Origin of the sequence: Flavobacterium cryoconiti, assembly GCF_048158645.1 — a bacterium.
GTDB classification, from domain to species: domain Bacteria; phylum Bacteroidota; class Bacteroidia; order Flavobacteriales; family Flavobacteriaceae; genus Flavobacterium; species Flavobacterium cryoconiti.
This window is the reverse complement of sequence record NZ_JBLNKW010000005.1, coordinates 273,270-299,950: the sequence shown is the minus strand read 5'-3', so window position 1 is coordinate 299,950 and position 26,681 is coordinate 273,270. Positions and strand designations below refer to the sequence as shown.

The following is a 26,681-nucleotide window of genomic DNA, read 5'->3' as shown; positions in this document are numbered from 1 at the left end:
AAAATAAAAGCATTCAGATCAAGATTTAGAGGCGTTAGAAATGTAGAATTCTTCCTTTTCAGGCTAACCAATATTTATGCTTAATTTTTGCTTCTCCACAGGTTTTAGGATTGATCCTTATTAACACGGCTCTCTTTTTGTATTATATCACTTTTTTTAAAGAACTGATATAAATAACTAAAAAAGCCATCTCGCTAAGCGGATGGCTTTAAAATTTTTAGAATTTAAATTCTAATTATTTTTTTGCAGCTTCAGTTGCAGTTTTTGCAGCGTCAGTTGCAACAGCAGCAGCAGAGTCAACTACAACAGCAGCAGAATCAACTACAGCAGCAGCAGAATCAACAACAACAGCAGCAGAATCAACTACAGCAGCAGCGTCTTCAGCAGGAGCTTCAGCTTTTTTACATGATACAACAGTTAAAACAGCAACAACAGCTAAACTTAAAAATACTTTTTTCATCTTACTTTATTATAAAAGGTTAATTATTAATTCGTGGCAAAGATATAAATTTTTTAATATGTAAAATATTTTTTTATTTTTTTTTTAAAAAATAATATTTTTTGTCAACATTCTCATTTACAACAACTATTATGCCAGAAGGACATTTTTGCAAATTATTTGGCTCTTATTTAATAAATGATACTCTTACAAAATTTTACTTAAAGCAATTTTAATTAATTTAATACTCTTTCCATAATTTAATTAAGAGTGTGCATAACAATTAAGTTACTTGCATTAGATGCTCTTTTTATTTAATTCTAAAATATTAATGTGTTTCAAAATTTGTAATAGTATTCATAATTACATTTGTGGCGCCTTTATTCATTTGTACAAAAGTGCCGCAAATATGTCCTCTTTCGTGTCGTTCTACCTCATTTAGAATTAAATTTGTAAAAGCAGCATTGAGTTCCTTTTTATTGGAAACAGAAACACATCCTTCTAGATTCACTAAAGCGGTTGCTTCTGCAAAATGGGAATAATTTGGGCCTATTAGTATTGGCATACCAAAAGTAGCAGGTTCAAGGATATTATGTACCCCTGGATTCCCAAAACCACCGCCAACATAAGCAATGTCAGCATAACTGTATATTTTGGTCAGAATGCCAATAGTATTAATGATTAAAACATCGTATTCAGCTAGCGTTTTATTTTCTTTTTCAGAAAAAAGAATGGTTTTTTTAGTAATGCTATTTTTTAGTTGTTGAATTTGTTCGTTTTTTATATTGTGGGGTGCAATTATAAATTTGACATTGTAATTATTCGAATTTATAAAGTCGACTAATAAATTTTCATCTTTTGGCCAAGAGCTGCCTATCACAATAGTTAGTGTATCATTTTTAAAATCAGCAATAAAATCCAAAGTGTTGTCTTTTTCTAAAATCGCAACAACCCTGTCAAAACGAGTATCTCCAGAAACGGCTACATTTGTTTTGCCTAATTCCAGCAATAACTTTTTTGAGTTTTCATTTTGTACGAAAAAATAAGTGAATGTATCCAGGGCTTTTCTATAAAAGCCACCATACCATTTAAAAAACATTTGGTTTTCTCTTAGGATACCGGAAATCAAATAAGTTGGCGTGTTTTGTTTTTTAAGTTCGCTTAAGTAATTCAGCCAATATTCATATTTGATGAAAAACACTAAATCCGGATGTACGAGTTTTAAAAATTCCTGCGCATTTTTTTTAGTGTCTAAAGGCAGATAAACCGTGACATCAGCAACGGTATTGTTTTTGCGTACTTCATAACCCGAAGGCGAGAAAAAGGTAACCACAATTTTATGTAGAGGGAATTTTTCTTTGATTTTTTCAATCACAGGTAAGCCTTGCTCGTATTCGCCTAATGATGCGGCGTGAAACCAAATCGTTTTATCGGAAGATTTTATTTTTTGTTCCAAAGTTGTGGAAACTACTTTCCGACCTTCAATAAAAAGTTTGATTTTTGGACTGAATAGTGCTACGATTTTTAATATAAAACCAGCAATTTGAACAATAAAATTATAAAGAAAAAGCATCATTGAAATTTTGTGGCTAAAATACGTTTTCTTTATATTAATTTCTTCTGAAAGAAATATTTAAATTTTTGGCTGTCAGGAGCCCGATTTTTTATTTCATTGGAATGCTTTTTTTTAATTTGAGTTTCATTGGTTTAAACTCATTAAATAACTATTTTTGTTCTTCGTTTTAAGAAAGTGTCAGTTGTTTCCAGAAACGCTAAACTTTCGAACTTTAAACAAAAATTTCAATGAAAAAAATCCAAATGGTTGACCTAAAAAGTCAATATGATAAAATTGCAGCCGTTGTAAATACCTCTATTCAGGAAGTTTTAGATACCAATACTTATATCAACGGACCTCAAGTTCATCAATTTCAAAAGTCTTTAGAAGAATATTTAGGTGTAAAGCATGTAATTCCATGTGCAAATGGAACTGATGCTCTGCAAATTGCCATGATGGGACTGGATTTAAAGCCTGGGGATGAAGTTATTACTGCTGATTTTACTTTTGCAGCGACAGTAGAAGTGATTGCTTTACTGCAATTAACGCCTGTTTTAGTTGATGTGGATATGTATAATATGAACATTTCTATCGAAGGAATTAAAAAAGCGATTACGCCAAAAACAAAAGCGATTGTACCCGTACATTTGTTTGGTCGTGCTGCTAATATGGAAGCGATTATGGCTATTGCCAACGAGTATGATTTATATGTTATTGAAGATAATGCTCAGGCTATTGGAGCTAATTGTAAATTTTCCGATGGCACTAAAAAGAAAGCTGGAACTATTGGACACGTAGGAGCTACCTCATTTTTTCCTTCCAAAAATTTAGGATGTTATGGCGATGGTGGAGCTATTTTTACAAATGATGATGCATTGGCTCACAAACTTCGCGGAATTGTAAATCACGGAATGTACGAGCGTTATCATCACGATGTAGTAGGAGTGAATTCTCGTTTAGATAGTATTCAAGCAGCAGTTTTGAATGCTAAATTGCCTTTATTGGATGAATACAGTAAAGCACGACAAGATGCGGCCAGAAAATATTCTGCGGCTTTTGAAGGACATAAAAATATTATTGCACCAAGTATTTGTGATATTTGTGATTGCCATGTTTTTCATCAATATACACTGCGTATTATTGATGCGGATAGAAACGGTTTAATGCAACATTTATTAGATAAAGGTATTCCATGTGCTATTTATTATCCGATACCATTGCATTCACAAAAAGCATATATGGACTTGCGTTACAAAGAGGAAGATTTTCCAGTAACCAATCAGTTAGTCAAAGAGGTACTTTCTTTACCAATGCACACTGAACTGGATGATGAGCAAATAAAATTCATTACGGAAAGTGTTTTAGAGTTTTTAAAATAATACTATAGAGACGCAATTTATTGCGTCTTTTTTATAAAATGAGATGTGATAAAATCATGCTCATAACAATAGAAAAGCTATGAAAATACTAGTAACGGGAGGTTTAGGTTTTATTGGTTCTCATACCGTTGTTGAATTACAAAATGAGGGTTTTGAAGTACTAGTTGTTGATAATCTTTCTAATACATCATTGAATGTATTAGACGGAATTCAGAATATTACCGGAAAAATTCCTGCTTTCGAAAAGTTAGATTTGCGCGAAAAAGAAAAAGTACAGGATTTTTTCAAAAGACATCACGATATTTCAGGTGTGATACACTTTGCAGCTTCAAAAGCAGTTGGGGAAAGTGTTGAAAATCCATTGTTATATTATGAAAACAATATTAATACATTAGTTTACTTACTTCAAGAACTACAGAAAAAACCGGAAGCAAATTTTATTTTCAGCTCTTCTTGTACCGTTTATGGTCAAGCCGAAAAAATGCCAATTACTGAAGATGCTTCAATTCAAACTGCGATGTCACCTTATGGAAATACAAAACAGATTGGAGAGGAAATTATCACCGATACAACTAAAGTAACCAATATTAATGCGATTCTTTTGCGTTATTTTAATCCAATTGGAGCACACCCATCGGTTGAAATAGGTGAATTGCCTATTGGAGTTCCTCAAAATTTAGTGCCATTTATCACCCAAACCGGTTTAGGTTTGCGAAAAGAATTATCAGTTTACGGCGATGATTATCCTACGCCCGATGGTACAGCTGTACGGGATTATATTCATGTAGTTGATTTGGCGAAAGCCCATGTTATTGCTTTACAACGGTTATTAAATAAAAAGAATACCGCCAAAGTTGAAATCTTTAATCTGGGAACTGGAACTGGAAGCTCCGTTTTAGAAGTCATTCATACTTTCGAAAAAGTAAGTGGACAAAAATTGCCTTATAAAATAGTTGCCCGTAGAGAAGGGGATGTTACTTCAGCTTACGCCAATACGGATAAAGCCAATACTGTTCTGGGATGGAAAGCACAATCCACGCTTGAAGAAGCGATGGCCAGTGCCTGGAAATGGGAACAGAAAATTAGAAAATAAAAGAAGGCTGTCATTGACAGCCTTCTTTTGGGGATTATTTTTTTGCTGCTTCTTTCAGTTTTTCAGCGGCTTCATCCATTTTTTTAGCTCCTTTTTCAAGAACCTCTCCTGCTTTAACTTTTGTAGAATCTGCTGCAGCGTCAACTTTTACAGCTGCCGTATCTATAGCTTCATTCACTTCATTTCCTACAGCTTCAGTAGCCTCTTTTACTTCGTCTTTTGTTTCCTTTTTACAAGAAGTCATTAAAGTTGCCACAAATGCTAATCCTAAAAGTGCCTTTTTCATTTTTTTCATTTTAAAAAATTAATAATTGATTTGAACTCATCCTATAAAGATAAAAAAAATCCTCACAAAATTTAATTTATGAGGATAGTATTATGAATTCAGTAAACTAATTATGCGTTCGCAGTAACCGCTTCTTTATCAATTTTTCCAATTAATCCTGCCAATACTTTTCCTGGGCCAACTTCAGTAAACAATGTCGCACCGTCTTTAATCATTTGTTGTACAGATTGCGTCCATTTTACAGGAGCAGTCAATTGTATAATTAAGTTTTTCTTTATTTCGTCAGCATCAGAAACAGCGTTTGCTGTTACATTTTGATACACTGGGCAAATAGGAGTTGAGAAAGTCGTTGCTTCAATAGCAGCGGCTAGTTCTTCTCTTGCCGGTTCCATCATTGGAGAGTGAAAAGCACCACCAACAGGCAACAATAAAGCGCGTTTTGCACCCGCCGCTTTCATCGCTTCACAAGCTTTTTCCACTGCTGATGTTTCCCCTGAAATTACTAATTGTCCCGGGCAGTTGTAATTAGCAGCCACTACAATTCCGTCAATCGAAGCGCAAACTTCTTCTACGATAGTATCAGCTAATCCTAAAACTGCAGCCATAGTCGAAGGTTTTATTTCGCAGGCTTTTTGCATCGCCAAAGCGCGTTGTGAAACCAATCGCAATCCGTCTTCAAAAGACAAAGCGCCATTTGCCACTAATGCTGAAAATTCGCCCAATGAATGTCCTGCAACCATTTCCGGTTTGAAATCGTCACCTAGCGTTTTTGCTAAAATCACCGAATGTAAGAAAACTGCTGGTTGAGTAACTTTGGTTTCTTTCAATTCTTCGGCTGTTCCTTCAAACATGATGTCTGTGATTCGGAAACCTAAAATTTCATTGGCTTTTTCGAATAATTCCTTTGCTAATGGGGAGTTTTCATATAAGTCTTTGCCCATTCCTGTAAATTGTGCGCCCTGACCCGGAAATACGTATGCTTTCATATGTATAATTTAAAGATTGAAAAAAATTTAAAGATTGAAAAATTAGTTTCAATCGGAATGCAAAAATACTATTTTTTGCGGTATTTGAAACTATCTGTTTGGGTTCCTTTTTGCTAATGAAAACTATAATTCATTTTACGAAATTGACATTCAATCTTTAAAAAATCATTCAAATCAAGGCATATAATTTTACCATAAATCGAAAACTAAAGAACAAAATAGGCATTGTTTAAAGGTTGAATTTGATGTGCTTTCACTTCATTTGTAGATATTTCCTCATCAAACTCATCTCGATATTCATTGACCATTTGCATTAGATTTTTTTCAATTGCATTTGAAATGGCACTTACGGGAGTATCTGTAGGTCTGTTTTCAAATGGATCTTGTAAATGGATCGCCATTTTTTCAATTAAGAAAAAAGCAGCGGCAATGGTTGTTACGAGTGGAATTTGAAGCCAGCCAATAATATTGATTAATCCAAAAGGTAAGAGAATTATAAATATACACAACGCAAATCTGATGTACATACTGTATGTTGTTGGAAAAATAGTATTTTTTATACGTTCACATTTTCCCATTGATTCACACAATCGAGTTAGTGTATTGTCAATTTCCACTTGTTGGTAAACATTAATTTTATCGGTATTAAGCGCTTTTTTTAAATCTTTGGCGTGTAACATTAAAATGGCATTAGGAACATGTTTGTGCTTTTTTACAAATCGCAATTCATCTTCATCCAGTAAATCTTTTATAATTTTTGTTGGGTCTTTTTCTCGTAGCATTTGTCCAAGGCTGTAACACCATGCAGCTTGTCTTTTTGCAAATTTTTGTTTGAAATCGTTTGCTTGTACTGAAAAATCGGGATCATCATAAAAAATAATAATTTGTCTTAATAATGTTCGGGAATCGTTTACAATAGAACCCCAAATTATTCGAGCTTCCCACCAACGATCATAAGCTTGGTTGGATTTAAATGCCAATAGTAATGAAATAATGGTGCCAATTATTGTAGGGATTGCGATAGGAATATTAACAGATGCAGTTTTGAAAAAATAACGAAAAATTTCAAATGAAATACAAAAGAAAATGACTAATGCTAATTCGTTTTTTATTTTACCCAGTACATATTTCATGGGAATTTTCTTTTTTAGTAACATATATTTTGAATTAAAGTTTTAAACAATTATTTTTAGTAAACCTCTTCATATAAAGAAAGAACGGGTAAGCCTAATGTTTCGTTAAGAGCAGCTTTTTCTTTTTTTAGTAGTTTTAGTTTCTTAGGTTTTCGTGTTTCAATCAGAATATTTATGTTGTTTTTTGATATCGTATCAGTTAAAAATGGTTCTATTTCATTGGCTTTTTGTTGATCATTTATTTTAGTTTGACTTACAATTTTCAAAGAAAAAAGGGTTTTTATATAGGTTTGTAAATCTTCTATTTGAAGGATTGAATCTGAATTTTTAATATATAATGCCTGACTAAATACTTCTTTTTCAAAGTTTGCGTTTAGGTGTAAAATGGGGCATTTACTGTTAGAAATGATTTGGACACATTGTGTATTGATTTTCTTTTTAGAAGATTTAAAAGAAGGAGTAAGTATTGTTAATTCAATAGCGTAATGCTCCATTAGGTTTCTAAAAATAGGAGAAGAAATACCGTATTGATGGTGAATTTTTAAGCTGCAATTATTGGATTCCGAAATAATTTCTCGGCACATTTGAAAAACATTTTCTTGTGTAGTGCTTAGATCCTGATTGATGTTTCTTAATAAATTGGCAGATGAATACGTATCTGGAATATCAGCTATTAGCATAAGGATGAGCTGGCATTGGGCACCATTAGATGATTTTATGGCTGTTTTAATTGCATTGATTGTATCGCTTTGTAATGTCGTAGGAATTAAAATGTTTTTCATATGTATTAAATTTGATTTATTTATACATACAAAATAACAGTACCTAGCTTATAGCAATCTTAAATTAAAATTAGAATATTCTAAGAATTAACATTAGAATTTTTAATGTTGGATGTATTAAACGTAATGTTTACAATAGTGCCTTGATCTGGTTCAGATTGTATTTTAAGTTCTCCATTATGCATCCTGATTATTTTCATTGCAAGTGGAAGACCTAATCCATAGCCATTGTATTTTGAAGCTTTTTTACCTCGGAAAAAAGGTTCGTAAAGATGTGGGATGTCTTCTGCGGGGATACCAATTCCAATATCAGTAATCGAAATTTTGATGGATGAATTGTTTCCTGATAAAGTAACAAAGACAGTTTCATTATCAGAATATTTCACACCATTGGCGATTATATTATTCAATGAAAGTTCCAATAAGGATCTGTTACATGGAATTTCCAGTAAACTCGGGTCACTAGGGATTTTATTGATTTTTATCTTTACCCTGTTATTAGGATAAATTTTATCAATATCCGATTTTACATCCATTAGGAGTTCATCAATCCTGACGACATCTAATAATTGTTTTTTTCCGTCATAACCGGTTTGTGTCAGCTTTAAAAGACTTTCCGTAAGATCTCCCAGTCGTGAAGCCTGACTGTGAATGTTTTCTAGTGAGGAGATGTATTCCGTAACATTTCTTTCTTTTAAGAGCATGATTTCTGCTTCGGCAATTATGGTAGTTACTGGCGTTTTTAGTTCATGCGAAGCATTATTGATAAAATTCGCTTGAATTTCAAATGAGGTTTCCAGTCGGTCCAGCATGTTGTTAAATGTCTTTATCAAATCAGCAATTTCATCGGTGCTTTTGGTTTCTGGAAGTCTGTTGTGTAGGTTTGATGCGCTTATTCTTTTTACTTCGTAAGTAATTCTGGCTACTGGATTTATAACTCTTCTCGCTAGAAATCTACCAAAAATATAAGCTAAAAGTATAAAAGCCAATCCTCCAAAAAAGAGGATTCGAATAATGTAAATGCTGCTCGTATTTCCTCTTCGGTCTTTTGCAGTAATGATTATAATATATTTTTGACTGGATTCGGTAAAAGTCTGGCCATAAAAATAACGGTTGTCATCTTCAATCCATTCGGAACCATTCGCCATCACTTTTTTATAAAAATCAGCAGGTAAATTAAGATTGGTATTGTATTCGAATGTGTTTGCCCCGTTGACTTTAAGAACAAAATCCTCTTCATCAATCAGTTCTTCAAGTCCCTTCGCTTTAAATTCTTTGAAATAGCGAGTTTTTACAGAATCATTTTGATAATGAATCGAAGCGCTAATTTTAGCTCGGTCTTGTAATCTTTTCAAAAAATAATACTGATTGTTTTGTTTGAACAAAAAGAAAACCACCAGACTTAATAAAAGGGTGCTTAGGGTTGAAAGAGCGATATAGGTAAAGGTTATTTTTTTCTTAATCTGCATTTTTTATGGTTTCAGTACATAACCCAAACCTTTCATGGTGTGAATTAATTTAGTGTCGTATGGTTTGTCAATTTTTTTTCTCAAATAGTTAATGTAGACGTCAATTACATTTGTATTCATCTCAAAATTGATGTCCCAAACATTGTCTAAAAGTTGTTCTCGGGATAAAATGCTTTCAGAATTTATTGCCAGATAATGCAAAAGTTTAAATTCTTTGGCTGTTAATAGAATAGTATCGCCATTTCTGGTTACCGATTTTGTTCTGGAATTAATTTCAAGATCAGCAATAATGATAATTTCATGCGGTTTTTGTATTTGACCAGCTCTTCTGGACAACGCATTAACTCTAGCATCAAGTTCTAAAAATTTAAAAGGTTTTACTAGATAATCATCGGCTCCGGAATTTAATCCATTTATTATATTTTCACTACTTCCTAAAGCGGTTAATAATAAAATGGGAACAAAATTTTTTGCGGCTCTCAAACGTCTACAAATTTCAATACCGTTAATGTCCGGTAACATGACATCTAATAGTACCACATCAAAATCATGATTAGAAAGTAACTCTAATGCAGTTGTCCCATCAAGTGCAACACTTACATCGTGATTTCTTTCTGAAAACCCTTTACGGATAATTGACGAAAGATTGGGCTCGTCTTCAACTATTAATAACTTCATCAAGATTTGCTATTTATACAAATCTAACTTTTGTTTTTTTTCAAAATAGAGCTTTAGGGCTAATATTAACAAAACCTTATAATTAATAAAAGGTTCAATTTTAATTTTTTGAAATTAGATTAACTGGTTTCTTTTTAGATTCATTTTTGGTCAACAAAATGGATAGTTAATTCACAAGTGTGAATTTCCATTCCAAAGGGATATTACTAACAAGAAGTTTAAATAATTAGTGTTTTTAGTTTTTCTTTTTATCTAATATATTTCATTAATACAACGGAAACTAAAAAGGGGGTATTAGCTTTTTTATGATTAATTTACTTAATCCACGACAATAGTTTTACAAGGAATAATTTTTAAACATATAAATCCACAATAATCTGGAAAAACGAATATTAAAAGAAGCCATAGTTACAATAACAACTGCAATAATGGGAATGATTCTTAAATCGAAAGTTTCCTTAAAGAAAAATTGGGCAATAACATAGGTAGCAATTCCTTGAGCTACTGTTAAGCCATAATTGACATACATAGCGCCAAAGAAATAGCCAGGTTCTTTCTCAAATTTGAATTGGCAATGCGAACAATACTGATTCATTTTAGGAAATCCAATATTGAAAAAAATGTTTTTTTCTTTAAATACTTTGCCTTCAAGACAATGAGGACAATCATTATTTAGGATGTGAGCAATAGCGTGTGACATTTTTATTATTTTTATCAAAGGTATTTCTTATCCACCTCATGGATGTTTTCTATATTCGCTAATTATAGCACAATAAAGACATTGGAGCATTATGAAAAAATATCCTATTTATAACATTCAGCGGTTTAATTGTAATTCCGTGAATAGTGATTTGTACATTAATACATTCAAAAATCACTTAATCGACCATAGTTTTGTGGAGGAACCGCATCGGCATAATTCATATGTTTTGGTCTTTTTTACGAAAGGCTCGGGAATACATGAAATTGATTTTGATGTATTTACGATTCAGCCGGGAAGTATGTTTTTTTTGCAACCCGGACAAATGCACCATTGGGATTTATCGGATGATGTAGAAGGATTTGTGATTTTCTATTCGCAGGAAATGTATAATCTCTATTTTGGACAAAAAACTATCGGTGACTATCCCTTTTATTCTTCAGTGGACAATAAGCCAGAAATGGTATTTGATACATCTGAATCGCAAGCGATTCTCCCTTATTTTGAGAGTTTAATTTTAGAAACTCGGGCAAATCAGCTGTTAAAGCAAGATAAAATAATAAATCTCTTGGATATTATACATATTGAAATTACCAGAAAATATAGTCAAACATATTTCCATGAAGCGCATTCTTATAATGTGAAAATTAAGAGTTTTGAAGTGCTTTTGGAAAAGAATTTTAAGGCAGAAAAAACAGCTTCTTTTTATGCATCACAACTTCACATCACCCTAAAGCATTTGAACAGGATATGCAATGAAATCCTAAAAAAGACCACAACCGAGGTCATTACTGATAGAATTATTCTCGAAGCCAAACGCATGCTGATGGATAAAAAGTTTACTGTAAATGAAATTGCGACAGAATTAGGTTATGATGATTATTCTTATTTTACAAGACTTTTCAAAAAACATACTGGCATAACTCCGTCAGCTTTTCGTGTTTCTAAAAAGTAGTTATGAATTCAAGGTAACTAAACTCGCTGCTTTTCTAGCTTTCTCTACTACTTCTTCAATTGGAGTATCTAAACTGTCGTTGACTAAAGCCACGCCCATTCTTCTATATGGTCTTGAAGTTGGTTTGCCAAAGATTCTGAAATCAGTTTTAGGTAAAGCGGCAATTTTTTCGATGCCAGAATATGTTGGATTTGTTGAATTTTCCGAAGCCAAAATCACGGCACTCGCCCCAGCTTTTTCTAAAGTGATTTCAAAAATAGGCAAACTCAAAATGGCTCTTAAATGCAATTCGAATTCGTTGAAATTTTGTGTTCCTGCCAAAGTTACCATCCCAGTATCGTGTGGTCTTGGCGATAATTCCGAGAAGTAAACGCCATCATCAGCCAAGAAAAATTCAACTCCAAAAAGGCCTGCGCCGCCCAAAGCTTCGGTTACTTTTTCTGCCATATCTTGCGCTTTGTACAAATCCTTGTCGGAAATTAAAGCGGGTTGCCAGCTTTCTTGATAATCTCCACGCTCTTGACGGTGACCTATTGGTGCGCAAAAAAGGGTTGGATTATTATTTTGAACTACAGTCAATAAAGTGATTTCCGAATTGAATTTTACAAATGCTTCCACAATCACTTCTACAACATCGCCTCGGGAACCTTCGACGGCATAATTCCATGCTTTTTCGATATCTGCTTCGGTTTTTATGGTTGATTGTCCTTTTCCTGAGGAACTCATTAATGGTTTTACTACGCAGGGCATTCCAACGGCTTCAACTCCTTTTCTTAATTCCTCGGCAGTTGTTGCATAGCGATACTTGGCAGTTTTTAATCCTAATTCTTTGGCAGCCAAATCACGGATGGCTTTGCGGTTCATGGTGAAGTTTGCCGCTTTCGCCGATGGAACTACTGTGATTCCTTGTTTTTCGTAATCATAAAAACGTTCGGTACGAATGGCTTCTATTTCTGGAACAATGAAATCAGGTTGGTGTTTGGCAACGATTCTATCTAAAGCTTCACCATCCAGCATATTGATGACTTCAAAATCATGTGCAACTTGCATGGCAGGAGCATTTTCGTAACTATCTACCGCAATTACGATTTGTCCAATGCGTTGGGCGGAGATTGTAAATTCTTTTCCTAATTCGCCTGAGCCGAGAAGTAGTATTTTCATATTTATCGTGTTAGTGACTGCTCGCTAGCTATCCGTACTTTTTCATTGTTTTTGCATGAGGGATAGGAGTGAAAATCCTTTTTATTCCCGCAGCGATAGCGAAGGTAATAAAAAGATTGCAACGGATAGCCCGACCCGCTTTTTCAGCGGGGCATGCCTATAAAAAAATAGTTTAAAGTATAAAGCGATGAAACTTTAAACCTTAAACTATTTTAAATTTTAAACAAATTTTATATTATGCAGGAACTTCGGTTAATGATACCGCTTCTTTTATTCTGCGTAATGCTTCTTTCAATAAATCTTCGCTTGTTGCGTAAGAAAAACGGATACAGTCCGGGTTACCAAATGCGTCACCAGTTACGGTTGCTACATTCGCTTCGCCTAAAAGGTACATAGAAAAGTCATTTGCATCTTTGATGAAAGTTCCTTTCAATGTTTTTCCGAAAAAAGAAGAAACGTCTGGGAATACGTAAAAAGCACCTTCTGGAACGTTGATTTTTACTCCAGGAATGTCTTTCAATAATCCAACCACTAAATCTCTACGGCTATGGAAAGCGTCAACCATGTGTTTTAAAACGCTTGGATCAGCATCAACAGCAGTAATAGTAGCACGTTGTGCAATACTGTTAGCACCACTTGTTACTTGTCCTTGAATTTTTGTACACGCTTTAGCGATGAATTCAGGAGCGCCAATATATCCGATTCTCCATCCTGTCATAGCGAAAGCTTTTGCTACTCCATTTACGGTAATCGTTCTTTCTAACATTCCCGGGATTGAAGCGATGCTACAAAAAGTTCCTGAGAAATTGATGTGCTCGTAGATTTCATCAGCAACAACATAAACGTTTGGATATTTCTCCAATACTTTTGCCAAAGCCGTTAACTCTTCTCTGTTGTACACAGATCCGCTTGGATTACAAGGGGAACTGAACCACATCATTTTGGTTTTTGGTGTGATAGCTGCCTCTAATTGTTCTGGTGTGATTTTGAAATCAGTATCTACAGAAGTTGGAACTTCTACAGGAACTCCACCAGATAATTTTACGATTTCGAAATAAGAAACCCAGTAAGGAGCAGGTAAAATTACTTCGTCACCATCGTTTAACATTACTTGCGCAATATTGTACAAAGATTGTTTTGCTCCAGTTGAAACTACAATTTGAGAGGGTTTGTACTCTAAATTATTGTCTCTTTTAAATTTTCTGCAAATTGCTTCTTTTAATTCAGCATATCCTTCTACTGGAGAATACGTGCTGTAATTTTCATCAATCGCTTTTTTTGCCGCTTCTTTAATAAAGTCTGGCGTATTAAAATCAGGTTCGCCTAAACTTAAGCTGATGATATCTTTTCCTTGTGCTTTTAATTCTCTGGCCAAAGCAGCCATTGCTAGTGTTTGTGACGTAGCTAGATTGTTAATTCTGTCTGAAAGTGGATTATTCATTAAAAAAGTTTTGAAAGCCCCGAATTCCTATGCAGGAGTTAAGGGAGGTTAATTATTATTTTTTAGTTTATTTATTTTATGCACTTAATTCTGGTTTCATTCCCAATTCTTTCAAATGCTTAAAGTGAGCAATAACAGCACTTCGCATCGTTTTATATTCGTAATAAGGCAAGTTACATTCTTGAGCAGTTTCTTTTACAATTTTTGCAATTTTGCCGTAATGTATATGACTAATATTTGGAAAAATATGGTGTTCGATTTGGTGGTTTAATCCTCCTGTGTACCAGTTTACAATTTTGTTTTTTGGTGCAAAATTGGTTGTGGTAAACAATTGATGAATGGCCCAAGTATTGTCCATTTCTCCTAATTCATTTGGAGAAGGATTAGTGGTTTCTTCCACAACATGTGCCAATTGAAAAACAACACTAAGAATTAATCCTGCGGTATAATGCATTACAAAAAATCCAATAAGTACCTTCCACCATGTAATTCCTATAAGAATTGGTAATACAATCCAAATGGAAACATAAATTACTTTTGTAATGATTAAAGTGGTCCAAAGTATTTTTGGGCTTTTGGCTTCACCATAGGATAATTTTCTTTTCAGGTAACTTCTCATTTGTTTAAAATCAGTTGTAATAGCCCAATTGAAAGTTAGTAATCCATATAGAAAAACGGAATAATATTGTTGAAAACGGTGAAAGTTATACCATTTGGCTTCTTTTGTAAAACGAATGACACGTCCGGCATCTAAATCTTCATCATGACCGGGAATGTTAGTATAGGTATGGTGTAAAACATTGTGTTGTACTTGCCAGTTATATACATTTCCTGCAAGAACATAAATAGTTCCTCCCATGAATTTATTTACCCAATTTTTATTAGAATAAGAACCGTGGTTTCCATCGTGCATTACATTCATTCCCACTCCGGCCATACCTATTCCCATGACAATAGTCAATAACAGATGAGCCCAAAACGGCATATCCAACGTTAGTATCAAAAAATACGGCGCAAGAAAAACAGTAAACAGAATTATGGTTTTCAAATAAAGTCTCCAATTTCCAGTTTTTTGAATATTATTTTCCTTGAAGTAATTGTTTACCCGCGAGTTAAGCGTTCTGAAAAACTTCAGATTGTCTTGCTTTGCAAATGTAGGAGCGGTCTTGTTCATATAATTTTATAATAATTCCCAAAGGTAATTATTATAAATTTTCAATATGCAAAATTGAGTTAAATATTTACAATCTAAAAATAGTACTTTTGTTAAAAAATTAGAGCATGGACGAGATTCTTAAGTATTTTCCTTATTTAACCGATATTCAAAAAGAGCAATTCACAAAATTGGATTTTCTATACCACGATTGGAACGAAAAAATCAATGTCATTTCTAGAAAAGATATTGATGCTTTATACACCAAACATATTCTGCATTCGTTGGGAATTGCAAAAATTATAAAATTTGAACCGGGAACTTATGTCTTGGATGTTGGTACTGGCGGTGGATTCCCTGGAATTCCATTGGCGATTCTTTTTCCGGAAACACGTTTTTTTCTGATTGATATTATTGCTAAAAAAATCAAAGTGGTTCAGGCTGTTGCCGAAGCATTGGAACTTAAAAACGTAAAAGCGGAACAATTGCGTGCCGAAAATGTAAAAGGTGATTTCGATTTTATAGTGAGTCGCGCGGTGACGAATATGCCTGATTTTGTTTCTTGGGTAAAAACCAAAATCAAGAAGAATAACAAACACGAATTGAAAAACGGTATTCTCTATCTTAAAGGCGGTGATTTAACCGAAGAGTTAAAGGATTTTCCAAAAGCGACGGAATATAATTTAGCAGACTTTTTCGAAGATGAATTCTTTGAGACTAAAAAAGTGGTGCATGTGCCACTGAAGTTTGTGGTTTAGAAATTGTATTGCTGTATTGAATTTGTGTCTGAAAACAACGAGATTCAGGACTTAAAATAATAAAATTTAATGAAAAATAAAGTAATATCATTTTGCTTTTTGATGCTGTTATTTGTAACCGCTAATAGTAATGCGCAAAAATCAGATGTAGGGAATTGGTTCGCTTATTTGGGTAACCAAAAAATAAATGATAGATGGAATTGGCATAATGAGGTACAATATAGAAACTTTAATTTTGCTGGGGATCTTGAACAATTAATGGTAAGAACAGGTTTAGGCTATAATTTATCTGAAAACAATAATAATGTATTACTTGGTTATGCTTACATTCATTCGGAACCTTATATAGCGGGAACAGATGAGAAGATCCGAACGGATGAGCATCGGATTTTCCAGCAATTTATCACCAAACAACAGTTTGGGAGAGTGAGTATTTCGCATAGATATCGTTTTGAACAACGATTTCTTCAAGATAATTTTAAAATACGTTTCCGTTATTCGCTAGCGTTGAATATCCCAATAAATAAAAAAGTGATGGAGAAAAATGCAGTTTATGCCTCGTTGTCAAACGAAGTCTTCATCAATACAAAACAAAATCATTATGATAGGGATCGTGTTTATGGCGGTATTGGATACTGTTTCAATAAATATGTTAAAGTAGAGGCGGGTGTGATGTCTCAACTTTTACCAGCTACGAGCCGAACTCAATTTCAAATTATGATTTTTAATAATCTTCCTTTTTAATTTGGTTATATAATTAGTAAAAACTATGCTTATTATATTTTAGGTTTTAAAAAATAAAACCTCCAAGACTTCAAAATTATTTGAATTCTTGGAGGTTTTTTAATCTAAAATTTTCATCCGAAAATCCTCAATCTATATCCTTATTCTCCTAAAAATGGATATCTGTAATTTTCTGGAGTAACAAAAGTTTCTTTGATAGTTCTTGGCGAAGCCCAACGCAATAAGTTCAATGCTGAACCCGCTTTGTCATTAGTTCCGGATGCTCTTGCACCACCAAAAGGTTGCATTCCTACAACAGCTCCAGTTGGTTTGTCATTGATATAGAAGTTCCCGGCAGCATTTTGTAATTTGGTAGTCGCTTGCTCAATAGCATAACGATCTTGACTGAAAACAGCACCTGTTAAAGCATATTCTGAAGTGGTATCAACTAATTCTAAAGTTTCTTCCCATTTAGCATCTTCGTAAACGAAAATTGTCATTACTGGTCCGAACAACTCGGTTTCCATTGTGGTGTAATGAGGATTGGTAGTTACAATTATTGTCGGTTCAATGAAATAACCAACAGATTTATCATAATTACCACCAACTATAATTTCGGCATCAGTATCTTTTTTGGCTTGGTCAATAAAACTTGCCAATTTGTCAAAAGAACCTTCGTGAATAACTGCCGTGATAAAATTACCAAAATCTTCTGGAGAACCCATTTTCATGGATTTTGTATCAGTGATTAGCTGTTCTTTTATGGCTGGCCATAAACTTTGTGGCACATACGCTCTTGAAGCTGCGGAACATTTTTGACCTTGAAATTCGAAAGCACCACGTACAATTCCTGTTGCAACTTGTTTTGCATTAGCACTTGGATGCGCGATAATAAAATCTTTTCCTCCAGTTTCTCCTACGATTCTTGGGTAGGTTTTATAATGGTGGATGTTTGTTCCAATTTTTGACCAAATATCTTTGAATACATGAGTTGAACCTGTAAAGTGAATTCCGGCAAAATCACGGCTTGCCAAAACAGTATCGGTAATCATCAAAGCGTCTCCAAAAACAATATTGATAACACCATCAGGTACTCCGGCTTCTTTGAAAACTTCAATGATGATTTGTGCTGAGAAAACTTGGCTGTCGCTTGGTTTCCAAATAACAACATTACCCATCATTGCAGCACTCGCAGGAAGATTTCCAGCTATGGCAGTGAAGTTAAAAGGAGTGATAGCATATACAAAACCTTCAAGTGGTCTGTATTCTAATCGGTTCCACATATCCGAATTTGAATTAGGCTGATCGCCGTAAATTTGGGTCATAAATTCTACGTTGAAACGTAAAAAATCGATAAATTCACAAGAAGCATCAATTTCGGCTTGATGAATGTTTTTAGATTGCGCAATCATAGTTGCAGCATTTATTCTGGCTCTGTATGGACCTGCAATCAATTCAGCCGCTTTAAGGAAAATCGCTGCTCTTTGTTCCCAAGCCATATTTGCCCATGCAGTTCTAGATTCTAATGCATTTGCAATGGCGCTTTCAATATGAGATTTTTCAGCTAAATGATAGGTTCCTACGATATGTTTATGATCGTGAGGAGCGGTCATGTTTTTTGTGTTTCCAGTTCTAATTTCTTCGTTTCCAATATATAAAGGCACATCGATTTTAGAATTCCACATTTTTGCATAAGCTGCTTGAACAGCTGCTTTTTCTGATGAATTTGGTGCGTATCCTTTTACTGGTTCGTTTACCGCTTTTGGTACATGAAAAAATCCTTTTAACATATTTGTAAAATTATAAAATTAGCGAATGTTTGTGTGTGGTAATTTTTTTCACAAAAGTACGAATGATTGTTTGAAAAATCGTCATTTGTTGCTATAAAACTATTGGTAATAAATTAGATCGTTTGTGTTGTAGCCAGATAGAAATGAAAAGCCAGGAGTAAAATAAGCTTTTCTTGCGGCTCTAAAAAAGCGACCAACGGAAGCTCTTTTTAGGGCTTGCAAAAATGCTATTTTTATGAGGACTTGTAATGAATAGCTGGAATAACTCCTAGAAATAAAGGGGATGATTTTAGTTTAATGCAAATGGAGCACACAATCTAAAGGTAGGCACAATAACTTTGAAAGTTTTTGTAGAAGTAAAATTGATCATATTAAAATACCCTTTCATTGCTCCATAAGGGGATGATAATAAACAACCGGAACTGTAAGTGTGGAATTCTCCTGGTTTTAAAACGGGCTTTTTGCCAATTATACCTTCTCCATCTACTACTTCAAGGTCATTTAAAGAGTCAAAAATTTCCCAATGACGAGAGGTTAATTGTACGGAATCTTTACTGTGGTTTTCGATTGTAATTTCATAACTAAAGGCAAAGTGAATCTTATAGTTTTTGAAGTAGGTGCCTTCAAAACTAGTCAATACCGTTATCTTTATGCCTCTTGTTATTTGAGAAACCATACTAAATATGTGAATAGGTGCTTAATACCGACAAATTTACAAAAAATTGATTTTGTATAGTCGTTTTTTCGAAAAGTTTTTTTAGTTGATGATATTTAATGAATTTGCCGTGCCTTTTCCGATGGCTCTATCATATCGATCGGTATTTTCTCGGTAATAGACCATTATGGAGTAATCATTTTCTGTTTGATAAAAATTCCCGTCAATTGCATTTTCATGATCGATAATACCTTTGCTGTCAGCAACTGTATATTGAAAATTAGTAAATCCTTGCTTTATTAAAATTGCTTTTTCATAAATACTTTTCTTTTCATTATAATCCATTTTATATTCTGTAGTTAAATTATAATTATTGAACATTCCGGTGATATAAATGTCTTTATTCATTCTAAAAGTTGGAGCCGAAAGACTGAAATAGACCCATGCATAATCAGCTTCAATTTCATTATTGGTCGCGTTTATATTTTTGACAACAAAATTTCCGTTTACGTCTTGTGTTACGGAATACGGATAATTTGTTCGGGCATTATTAGTATATAAATAAGAACTATAGATCTCATTATTAGAATCTACACGGGCTACATTATTATTGGCGGCTCTAATATCTTTATTTTCAAAGTATAAAAATTCGTTTCCTGCCCAAAATTGGGTTTGGGTATCATATTTATAAATTAAATCGTTCCCAATCGTGTATTGAGGGGTAATGTTTGTAATTGCGTCATTGAATTGTCCATTTTTAAGTAAAACTACTTTTACATTTTTAAGAGGATTTTGAAAAGTAATGGTACTTGATTTAATGGTAAATTCTAAGTTGTGTTTAGAATCTAAATTGCTGACAGTTCTCGCTCTTTTTACTTGAATAGGAACCGTAACCCGATCTTCATAAAGAATAAATTTCCTAGAAAAGACGACTTCTTTACTGTCGTTTAAAATTTTCAGTATGTAATTGCCACTGATTAATAATTGTGTAAACTGATTTGGAATAGCCAGTCTATAATGGGAATAGATTTGTAATGTGTTGAAAGAATTGGTGTAATCTGATATTCTTTGGTTATCAAATCCTTTCAAGTATTCACTTTTAGGGATTTCTGTAGGATTCCAATTATAGTCGCAATGGGTTATGTCATAGTAATAATCAGCTTCATTGCCAAACAAATCATCGAATTGCAACTGAAACCCTTCTCCTAATTTAAAAATCGGAATTACATTTTGATTGCTTTGAACAAAAGAAATCGTCTTAACATTATACGGTGGAGCAACCTCTTTTTCTACTTGAGCAGTAGCAGAAGTAATTATGAAAAGCAATACTATTTTTTGAAAAAAAGCTTTAAGCATATGTTTTGAATTGCTGAAGTGTAAATATACGGAATTAAGCAACACTATTATTATGCCAATTATGGAGCAGTTTTATTTTAACTGTCTTAAATCTATTTAAAACAAACAGGAATAATTTCCCCTTTTGCCAAACAATATTTTTCTACCAATTCCGGGGCTATTTTATTGGTGTAATCTTCTTCGATTACTTTAAAACCAATACTTCTTAATTTATCAAAATAATCTCGTCCATAAATACGCACGTGGTCGTATTGTCCGAAGATTTTAGCACGTTCTTTCTGGTCAGTAATAGTATCATCTGCAAATGTAGTGGCTCTGGACAACTCTTGTGGGATTTGTAAAATCGCCATTCCTCCTGGTTTCAAAACTCGATATAATTCCTGCATCGCTTTCGTATCATCCGGAATGTGTTCCAAAACATGATTGCAAAGAATAACATCATATTGATTGTCCTCGAAAGGCAAATCACAAATATCTGCTTTCACATCAGCAAGAGGTGAAAATAAATCGGTTGTGGTATAATCCAGATTTTTTTGATTTCGAAACAATTTATAAAAAGCTTGTTCCGGTGCAAAGTGTAGCACTTTCTTTTTTTCTGATGAAGTAAAAAAATCAGTCTCTTCATTCAAATACAACCACAACAAACGGTGTCTTTCCAGTGATAGGGTACTAGGCGAAAGTACATTGTTTCTTTGTGTTCCATAACCGTAAGGCAGAAACATTTTGAAACTTTTTCCATCAATAGGATCCGTAAATGTATTTCCTTTCAATGCTAATGCAAGAACGGGACGAGCCACGTAACTTAACCGAATAAGTAAAGGACGCGGAATGGTATTGAGTATAAGTTTAAAGAGTTTTTTCATTTTTGTTTCAGAGAGATTCGCTTTTACAACTTTAGATTTTCTTATATGACTTTAATCACTTATTTGTTTCAAAAAAGGGTAATGATATAAGTGATTTAAAGTCATTTAATTTGGGTTTTAATTCATGTTGAGCTTTTAAATAATTTATAAAACTAAAGGCTCTCTTCTAAACTCATCTTCTTCATTACTCACAATTCCTAACGCTTTGTAGATGTATCCAAAAGTCGATAAAATCTCTGGTTTCCCATCGATAATCGCAACGTCATGCTCAAAATGGGCACTTGGTTTTCCATCGGCAGTAAGGATTGTCCAGCCGTCTTTTAATTGTTTGATGTTTCGGGTTCCTAAATTAATCATAGGTTCAATAGCTACAACCATTCCTTCAACAAAAAGCTTTCCTCTTCCTTTTTTACCATAGTTAGGCATTTCAGGGTCTTCATGCATTTTTTGTCCTACTCCGTGTCCTACTAACTCACGAACAACTCCGTATCCATGTGCTTCAGTGTATCTTTGAATAGCATTTCCAACATCTTCCACGCGATTTCCTAATTTTAATTCTCGGATTCCTACGTATAAAGATTCTTTGGTTATTTGCAATAATTTTTTGGTTTCAGGAGCTACTTCGCCAATTTCAAAAGAATAAGCGTGATCGCCATGGTATCCATTTTTATAAGCACCACAATCTACAGAGATTACATCGCCACTTTCCAATGGTTTATTATTTGGAATTCCATGAACCACCTGCGCGTTTGGACTCATGCAAAGTGAATTTGGGAAACCATACAAACCAAGAAAACTTGGTTCAGCTCCGTGATCACGAATGAATTCTTCTGCTAATTTGTCTAAATATAAAGTGGTGACCCCTTCTTTTATTTCAGAAGCAATCATTCCTAATGTTTTTGATACGATCAATGCGCTTTCTCGCATCAATTCTATTTCTTCACGTGATTTTACTATAATCATAATTTCGAATTTTCAGTTTGCAAAAGTACAATTTTATGAGAACTTTTGATGTCAATTTTTTGATAATAAAAAAGCTGTTCCAAATTAGAACAGCTTTTTGAATTTTATTAAATCGTATTTAAAATTTTTGATTCAAATTATTTCTACGTTTTACAACAAAGAATGACAGGTCATAACCGCTGGTTTTTCAACTCCCATCAATTCTAAAACAGTTGGAGCAATATCACCTAAAACGCCATCATGAATGGTTTTCAAATCTTTGTCTACCAAAATAATTGGAACTGGATTTGTTGTGTGCGCAGTATTAGGGCTTCCATCAGGATTAATCATAGTTTCACAGTTTCCGTGATCTGCAATTACAATGGTAGTGTAATTATGAGCTAATGCTGTTGTGATTACCTTTTCGACACATTTGTCAACGGCTTCACAAGCTTTTATCGCTGCACTCATAATCCCTGTATGACCTACCATATCGCCATTGGCAAAATTAAGACATACAAAATCTACTTCTTCTTTTTCAAGTTCAGGAACTAAAGCATCTGTCAATTCAAATGCACTCATTTCGGGTTGCAAATCATAAGTGGCTACTTTTGGAGAATTTTTCAAGATGCGACTTTCGCCATCAAAAGGTAATTCTCTTCCGCCTGAAAAGAAGAAAGTCACGTGAGGATATTTCTCTGTTTCGGCAATACGAATTTGTTTTTTATGTGCTTTTTCTAAAACTTCGCCAAGAGTTTCGGTAATGTTATCTTTATTATAAACAACTTTTACGTTTTTATACGTTTCGTCATAATTGGTAAGTGTTACATAATACAAATTCAATTTGTGCATGTTCTGCTCATGGAAATCTTGTTGCGAAAGCGCTTCGGTCAATTCTCTTCCTCTATCGGTTCTGAAATTAAAGAAAATAACTACATCATCTTCCTCAATAGTAGCTAGGGGTTTGTCATTATCATCAACCACAACCATTGGATTAATAAATTCATCAGTTACATTATTTTTGTAACTTTCTTCTATTGATGCTACGGCATTTTTTGAATGAGTTCCAGTTCCGTTTACTAATAAATCGTAAGCTAGTTTTACTCTTTCCCAACGTTTGTCACGGTCCATCGCGTAATAACGTCCAATAACAGAAGCTATTTTTACAGTAGTATTTGCGATATAATCTTCTAAATCCTGAATATAATTTTTTCCTGATTTTGGATCAACATCACGACCATCAGTGAAGGCGTGAACAAAGACTTTTTGTAATCCGTATTGTTGTGTTGCATCAATCAAACCTCGTAAATGAGAAGTATGGGAGTGAACACCACCATCAGAAACCAATCCTAAGAAGTGTACTTTTTTATTATTTTCTTTAGCATAAGTAAAAGCATCAACCAAGACTTGTTCTTTTGCTAAAGTATTATGTGCTACGGCAAGATTTATTTTGGCTAAATCCTGATATACTATTCTTCCAGCGCCAAGGTTCATGTGACCTACTTCGCTGTTTCCCATTTGTCCTTCCGGCAAACCTACATTTAGACCATCTGTTCTAAGTTGAGCACTTGGGTAATTTTTATAAAGGCTATTTATAAATGGTACATTGGCATTATCAATTGCAGATACCTTAGGGTCAGGAGATTTTCCCCAACCGTCCAAAATCATAAGAATTACTTTTTTGTTCATTGTAAAATATTTTGAACAAAGATAAAGCATTTCTAAAAATGTTCGAAGCAATCGAAATCACTATTATTCATTCGTAACATAACAATAACAAATAATGATGATTTTGTTGCAGAAACCGTAGTTTTCTAAAATTAATGCAACTTAGAATTTATTTTTTACGGCGTTATAATCTATGAAATAACGAATACTTATTGAAAAAACATGTTTAAGTTGATCATTGGTTAACAAAGTAGTAACGTTTCTTCCAAAATCTTTGTCGATTTCTCTTTGAAAATTGGCTGCATTGTTTCTATATAAAATAGAGACTTCACTTCCAGGGGCAAACCACCAGGAATAGGATAAATCAGCGTTCCAAGAATAAAAACTTGAGTTTCTGTTTTCGGCAAAATTCGTATAATCCTTTAATCTTCCGTTTTGTTCCAGAGAGAGGAAGTTTTTATTTTCGGCAAAGGACCAATATTGTCGTAAAGATAGATTAAAAGTCATTTTGCTGTTAACAGAGTATTTTCCAGTAAGTGAATTAGAATAGGTAATTACATTTCTATTAGCAAATATTATGGTGTTAGGGGTTGCTGAATTTAAATCATCATCAACACTATCTATATATCCTTTGTTATTGTTTTGTCTAAAAAAGTTGAAGCTGTAATTTAAAGCAAATTTATCGTTGAAGCGGTATCTTGGACCAAGTAAAAAGCCATATGAATTTCTTCCGGGTTCGCTTAAAACTGCAAAAGAGGGATTAAAGTCTATTGCGAATTTATTATTGTAATTAGAAGAAAAGTAGAACCAGCCTCCCATTCTTTTTGGAAAAATTAGAGGCCTGTTTTCTGTTCTTGATTCATAGTAATCATAGGATTCAATAGGATTTGCATTTATTCCTAATCCAAAATAATGATTTTGTTTATTATTAGAATTTATATTTACATTGATATTATTTGCTTGAATTTTTCCCGTCTCTTTTTGAAATTGACTGTACATGTTGAAATTCGCTACGAAAGTGTTGAAATATTTTGTGGGATTTAATATTCTATAATTTGTGTTTCCATAAATAGCATAGTAGTTGGTTTCAAAGTTGATTCCTAAATCATTGCTGTCGAAATTTTTAGAAACTATTTCTGTTCCAAGGCTGTATCTGTATTTTCCAGAAGTTTCTCCAAAGTTTAAGGAAGTAAAAGTCCCTTTCTTGTCTTCGGTATCGTTTATGATGCTGTACTTGAAATTTCCAGAGAGATTATAGGTGTTTTTCTTAGTGTTTAAATCCCAGACTAATGCTGAAACATTTGCATCACGAAAACTTCCGTTTCTGGTTACATTTGTATTGATAAATGAAACTGAGGAGTTTTTGCGAAAGCGCTGATCTAAAACCAATACATTATAATTAGTTAACGGTTCAACTAACTCTTTTCTTGTTTCATTGGTATCATTATTTTGAATCGTTGCATATGTTTTTTCAGTAACTGCATTTAAAATCCCTATCCCTAACCCATTTTTTGTTCTACCGGACACTTTTAAGGCATTGATAAGATTGATGCTTGAAGGATTGTCAATAATTTTTTCATTGCTCGCAATAGTTGGATAATTTGATGGTCTTCCACCAATTCTTCTGGAATAGAGTAGGTTTCCTTTGCTGAATAAATCCGTTCCTTCTGTAAAAAAAGGTCTGTTCTCATTAAATTGTTGTTCGAAAGGACCTAAATTCAAAATTTGATCATCATATTTTGTTTGGCCAAAATCAGGAATAAGTATGGCATCAAGTGTAAATGCGTCATTTATGCCATATTTTATATCTAAACCACCTTTAAGTGTACCCGTAGTTTTTTGCTGTGAATTAGCATTTACATAAAAAGAAGAATAGGGTAAAAGAAACAGTCGGGTAGGTGTTTTTATATTTTCAATTCCTTCTAAAACACCAGTTTGTTGCGTAAAAGTTCCAATTTTTGAATCAATAAAATTCCAACTATATTTTTGCTGGTCCCGTTTTATTTCTCTAAAAAAATTGAGTCCCCAAGTTTGTTTTTTCTCACCCGAAAAACGTAGCGCGGCATATGGAATTCGCATTTCAACTACCCAACCAAAATCCGTGATTACTGCTTTACTTTTCCAAACTGCGTCCCAAGAGTAATCTTCTCCATTTGTATCGGTTCCTATACAATCAGCTTGTCCATCTGATGCGGATACTATAAACCGAAAATCTTGTTGCCCGTCATTGTAACCGTTTACAAAAACTCCAAAAATATCAGAAGCACCAAAATTATCTCTTTGTGAGATTTCTTTCAATATTTTATTAGGTTCATTATCGTACATCAATGCGGCAACATATATGGCGTCATTGTCATATAAAACTTTTATCTCGGTTTTTTTATTTTCTGCAATGGGTTTGCCATTGTCTGGTTCAAACATGATAAAGTCTTTAGCCACAGGGACTGATTTCCAAACATTTTCATCTAATTTTCCATCAATAGTTATGTTGTCAGTGATGAATTTAGTTTGTAAAGTTTTTTTCTGGCTGTAGCCAAATAATGAAAAAAAGAGTGTGATTATAAGGAGTAATTTTTTCATTTAATTTTGATTGATTTTGATTGAAGTTGATTGATTTTGATGATTGCTATGATTCTTTTAATCGAATCAGAATAATAGACTGTACTTTTAAGAATTTGTTACAGTTTTTTTAATAAAAAATTAAGCTGCGTTTCAT

At 33.5% G+C, this 26,681-nt stretch carries 24 protein-coding genes; 5 read left to right on the top strand and 19 right to left on the bottom strand.

Annotated elements, in window-relative coordinates:
• Positions 1 to 235: 235 nt before the first annotated feature.
• Together ACM55H_RS09650 and ACM55H_RS09645 are read right to left on the bottom strand one after the other, a co-directional pair.
• Positions 236 to 460, bottom strand: a complete 225-nt coding sequence (locus ACM55H_RS09650; protein ID WP_039108867.1) for a hypothetical protein — start codon at positions 458 to 460, stop codon at positions 236 to 238.
• A gap of 307 nt (positions 461 to 767) precedes the next feature.
• Entirely contained in the window at positions 768 to 2,012 is a 1,245-nt protein-coding gene (locus tag ACM55H_RS09645; RefSeq protein WP_416836302.1) for a 3-deoxy-D-manno-octulosonic acid transferase, read from the bottom strand.
• 230 nt (positions 2,013 to 2,242) lie between these two features.
• Here ACM55H_RS09645 and ACM55H_RS09640 point away from each other — a divergent pair, with 230 nt between their 5' ends.
• Both ACM55H_RS09640 and galE read left to right on the top strand, forming a co-directional pair.
• Positions 2,243 to 3,373: a DegT/DnrJ/EryC1/StrS family aminotransferase gene (locus tag ACM55H_RS09640; protein ID WP_416836297.1), complete on the top strand. Its 1,131-nt coding sequence runs from the start codon at positions 2,243 to 2,245 to the stop codon at positions 3,371 to 3,373.
• A gap of 79 nt (positions 3,374 to 3,452) precedes the next feature.
• Positions 3,453 to 4,466: a UDP-glucose 4-epimerase GalE gene (gene galE, locus ACM55H_RS09635; RefSeq protein ID WP_416836296.1), complete on the top strand. Its 1,014-nt coding sequence runs from the start codon at positions 3,453 to 3,455 to the stop codon at positions 4,464 to 4,466.
• Between the two features lie 34 nt (positions 4,467 to 4,500).
• Here galE and ACM55H_RS09630 read toward each other — a convergent pair whose 3' ends face one another.
• From ACM55H_RS09630 to ACM55H_RS09600, 7 genes are all read right to left on the bottom strand, one after another.
• Positions 4,501 to 4,752 carry a hypothetical protein gene (locus ACM55H_RS09630; RefSeq protein ID WP_416836295.1) on the bottom strand — a complete coding sequence of 84 codons (252 nt, stop codon included), beginning with the start codon at positions 4,750 to 4,752 and terminating at the stop codon, positions 4,501 to 4,503.
• A gap of 110 nt (positions 4,753 to 4,862) precedes the next feature.
• Positions 4,863 to 5,738, bottom strand: coding sequence for an ACP S-malonyltransferase (gene fabD, locus ACM55H_RS09625; RefSeq protein WP_416836294.1), 876 nt, complete (start codon positions 5,736 to 5,738; stop codon positions 4,863 to 4,865).
• A gap of 206 nt (positions 5,739 to 5,944) precedes the next feature.
• Positions 5,945 to 6,871 (bottom strand): bestrophin family protein, encoded by a 927-nt coding sequence (locus ACM55H_RS09620; protein WP_416836293.1) that lies wholly within the window; start codon positions 6,869 to 6,871, stop codon positions 5,945 to 5,947.
• A gap of 56 nt (positions 6,872 to 6,927) precedes the next feature.
• Positions 6,928 to 7,653 carry a hypothetical protein gene (locus tag ACM55H_RS09615; protein ID WP_416836292.1) on the bottom strand — a complete coding sequence of 242 codons (726 nt, stop codon included), beginning with the start codon at positions 7,651 to 7,653 and terminating at the stop codon, positions 6,928 to 6,930.
• Between the two features lie 80 nt (positions 7,654 to 7,733).
• Complete coding sequence (locus ACM55H_RS09610; protein WP_416836291.1) at positions 7,734 to 9,122, bottom strand: HAMP domain-containing sensor histidine kinase; 1,389 nt, start codon at positions 9,120 to 9,122, stop codon at positions 7,734 to 7,736.
• Between the two features lie 3 nt (positions 9,123 to 9,125).
• Positions 9,126 to 9,800: a response regulator transcription factor gene (locus tag ACM55H_RS09605; protein ID WP_416836290.1), complete on the bottom strand. Its 675-nt coding sequence runs from the start codon at positions 9,798 to 9,800 to the stop codon at positions 9,126 to 9,128.
• Between the two features lie 337 nt (positions 9,801 to 10,137).
• Positions 10,138 to 10,500, bottom strand: coding sequence for a DUF983 domain-containing protein (locus ACM55H_RS09600; protein WP_416836289.1), 363 nt, complete (start codon positions 10,498 to 10,500; stop codon positions 10,138 to 10,140).
• Positions 10,501 to 10,591: 91 nt separating this feature from the next.
• Between ACM55H_RS09600 and ACM55H_RS09595 the strand changes: the two genes are divergently transcribed.
• Entirely contained in the window at positions 10,592 to 11,455 is an 864-nt protein-coding gene (locus ACM55H_RS09595) for an AraC family transcriptional regulator (protein WP_416836288.1), read from the top strand.
• Here the strand turns inward: ACM55H_RS09595 and purT are convergent, their stop codons facing one another.
• The 3 genes from purT to ACM55H_RS09580 all read right to left on the bottom strand — a co-directional run bounded on the left by purT (position 11,456) and on the right by ACM55H_RS09580 (position 15,231).
• Positions 11,456 to 12,616, bottom strand: coding sequence for a formate-dependent phosphoribosylglycinamide formyltransferase (purT, locus tag ACM55H_RS09590; protein ID WP_416836287.1), 1,161 nt, complete (start codon positions 12,614 to 12,616; stop codon positions 11,456 to 11,458).
• A gap of 235 nt (positions 12,617 to 12,851) precedes the next feature.
• Positions 12,852 to 14,057, bottom strand: coding sequence for a pyridoxal phosphate-dependent aminotransferase (locus ACM55H_RS09585; protein WP_039108878.1), 1,206 nt, complete (start codon positions 14,055 to 14,057; stop codon positions 12,852 to 12,854).
• Positions 14,058 to 14,133: 76 nt separating this feature from the next.
• Entirely contained in the window at positions 14,134 to 15,231 is a 1,098-nt protein-coding gene (locus tag ACM55H_RS09580) for a fatty acid desaturase family protein (protein ID WP_416836286.1), read from the bottom strand.
• A gap of 107 nt (positions 15,232 to 15,338) precedes the next feature.
• On the opposite strand from ACM55H_RS09580, the gene rsmG reads away from it, so the two are divergent.
• Positions 15,339 to 15,968 (top strand): 16S rRNA (guanine(527)-N(7))-methyltransferase RsmG, encoded by a 630-nt coding sequence (rsmG, locus tag ACM55H_RS09575; protein ID WP_416836285.1) that lies wholly within the window; start codon positions 15,339 to 15,341, stop codon positions 15,966 to 15,968.
• Between the two features lie 69 nt (positions 15,969 to 16,037).
• The gene (locus tag ACM55H_RS09570; protein WP_416836284.1) at positions 16,038 to 16,712 is read left to right on the top strand and encodes a DUF2490 domain-containing protein; all 675 of its coding nucleotides are present in this window, start codon (positions 16,038 to 16,040) and stop codon (positions 16,710 to 16,712) included.
• A 140-nt stretch (positions 16,713 to 16,852) separates the two neighbouring features.
• Here the strand turns inward: ACM55H_RS09570 and pruA are convergent, their stop codons facing one another.
• The 7 genes from pruA to ACM55H_RS09535 form a co-directional block, all read right to left on the bottom strand.
• Positions 16,853 to 18,481 (bottom strand): L-glutamate gamma-semialdehyde dehydrogenase, encoded by a 1,629-nt coding sequence (gene pruA, locus ACM55H_RS09565; RefSeq protein ID WP_416836283.1) that lies wholly within the window; start codon positions 18,479 to 18,481, stop codon positions 16,853 to 16,855.
• Positions 18,482 to 18,770: 289 nt separating this feature from the next.
• A complete protein-coding gene (gene apaG / locus ACM55H_RS09560) occupies positions 18,771 to 19,157 on the bottom strand; it encodes a Co2+/Mg2+ efflux protein ApaG (RefSeq protein WP_416836282.1) in 387 nt (128 codons plus the stop codon).
• An 81-nt stretch (positions 19,158 to 19,238) separates the two neighbouring features.
• The gene (locus ACM55H_RS09555; protein WP_416836281.1) at positions 19,239 to 20,492 is read right to left on the bottom strand and encodes a type IX secretion system plug protein; all 1,254 of its coding nucleotides are present in this window, start codon (positions 20,490 to 20,492) and stop codon (positions 19,239 to 19,241) included.
• 92 nt (positions 20,493 to 20,584) lie between these two features.
• Positions 20,585 to 21,355 carry a class I SAM-dependent methyltransferase gene (locus ACM55H_RS09550; RefSeq protein WP_416836280.1) on the bottom strand — a complete coding sequence of 257 codons (771 nt, stop codon included), beginning with the start codon at positions 21,353 to 21,355 and terminating at the stop codon, positions 20,585 to 20,587.
• Between the two features lie 144 nt (positions 21,356 to 21,499).
• Positions 21,500 to 22,318, bottom strand: a complete 819-nt coding sequence (gene map, locus ACM55H_RS09545; protein ID WP_416836279.1) for a type I methionyl aminopeptidase — start codon at positions 22,316 to 22,318, stop codon at positions 21,500 to 21,502.
• 150 nt (positions 22,319 to 22,468) lie between these two features.
• On the bottom strand, positions 22,469 to 23,986 hold the full coding sequence (gpmI, locus tag ACM55H_RS09540; RefSeq protein ID WP_416836278.1) for a 2,3-bisphosphoglycerate-independent phosphoglycerate mutase: 1,518 nt from the start codon (positions 23,984 to 23,986) through the stop codon (positions 22,469 to 22,471).
• Between the two features lie 141 nt (positions 23,987 to 24,127).
• Positions 24,128 to 26,545 carry a DUF5916 domain-containing protein gene (locus ACM55H_RS09535; protein WP_416836277.1) on the bottom strand — a complete coding sequence of 806 codons (2,418 nt, stop codon included), beginning with the start codon at positions 26,543 to 26,545 and terminating at the stop codon, positions 24,128 to 24,130.
• Positions 26,546 to 26,681 lie beyond the last annotated feature (136 nt).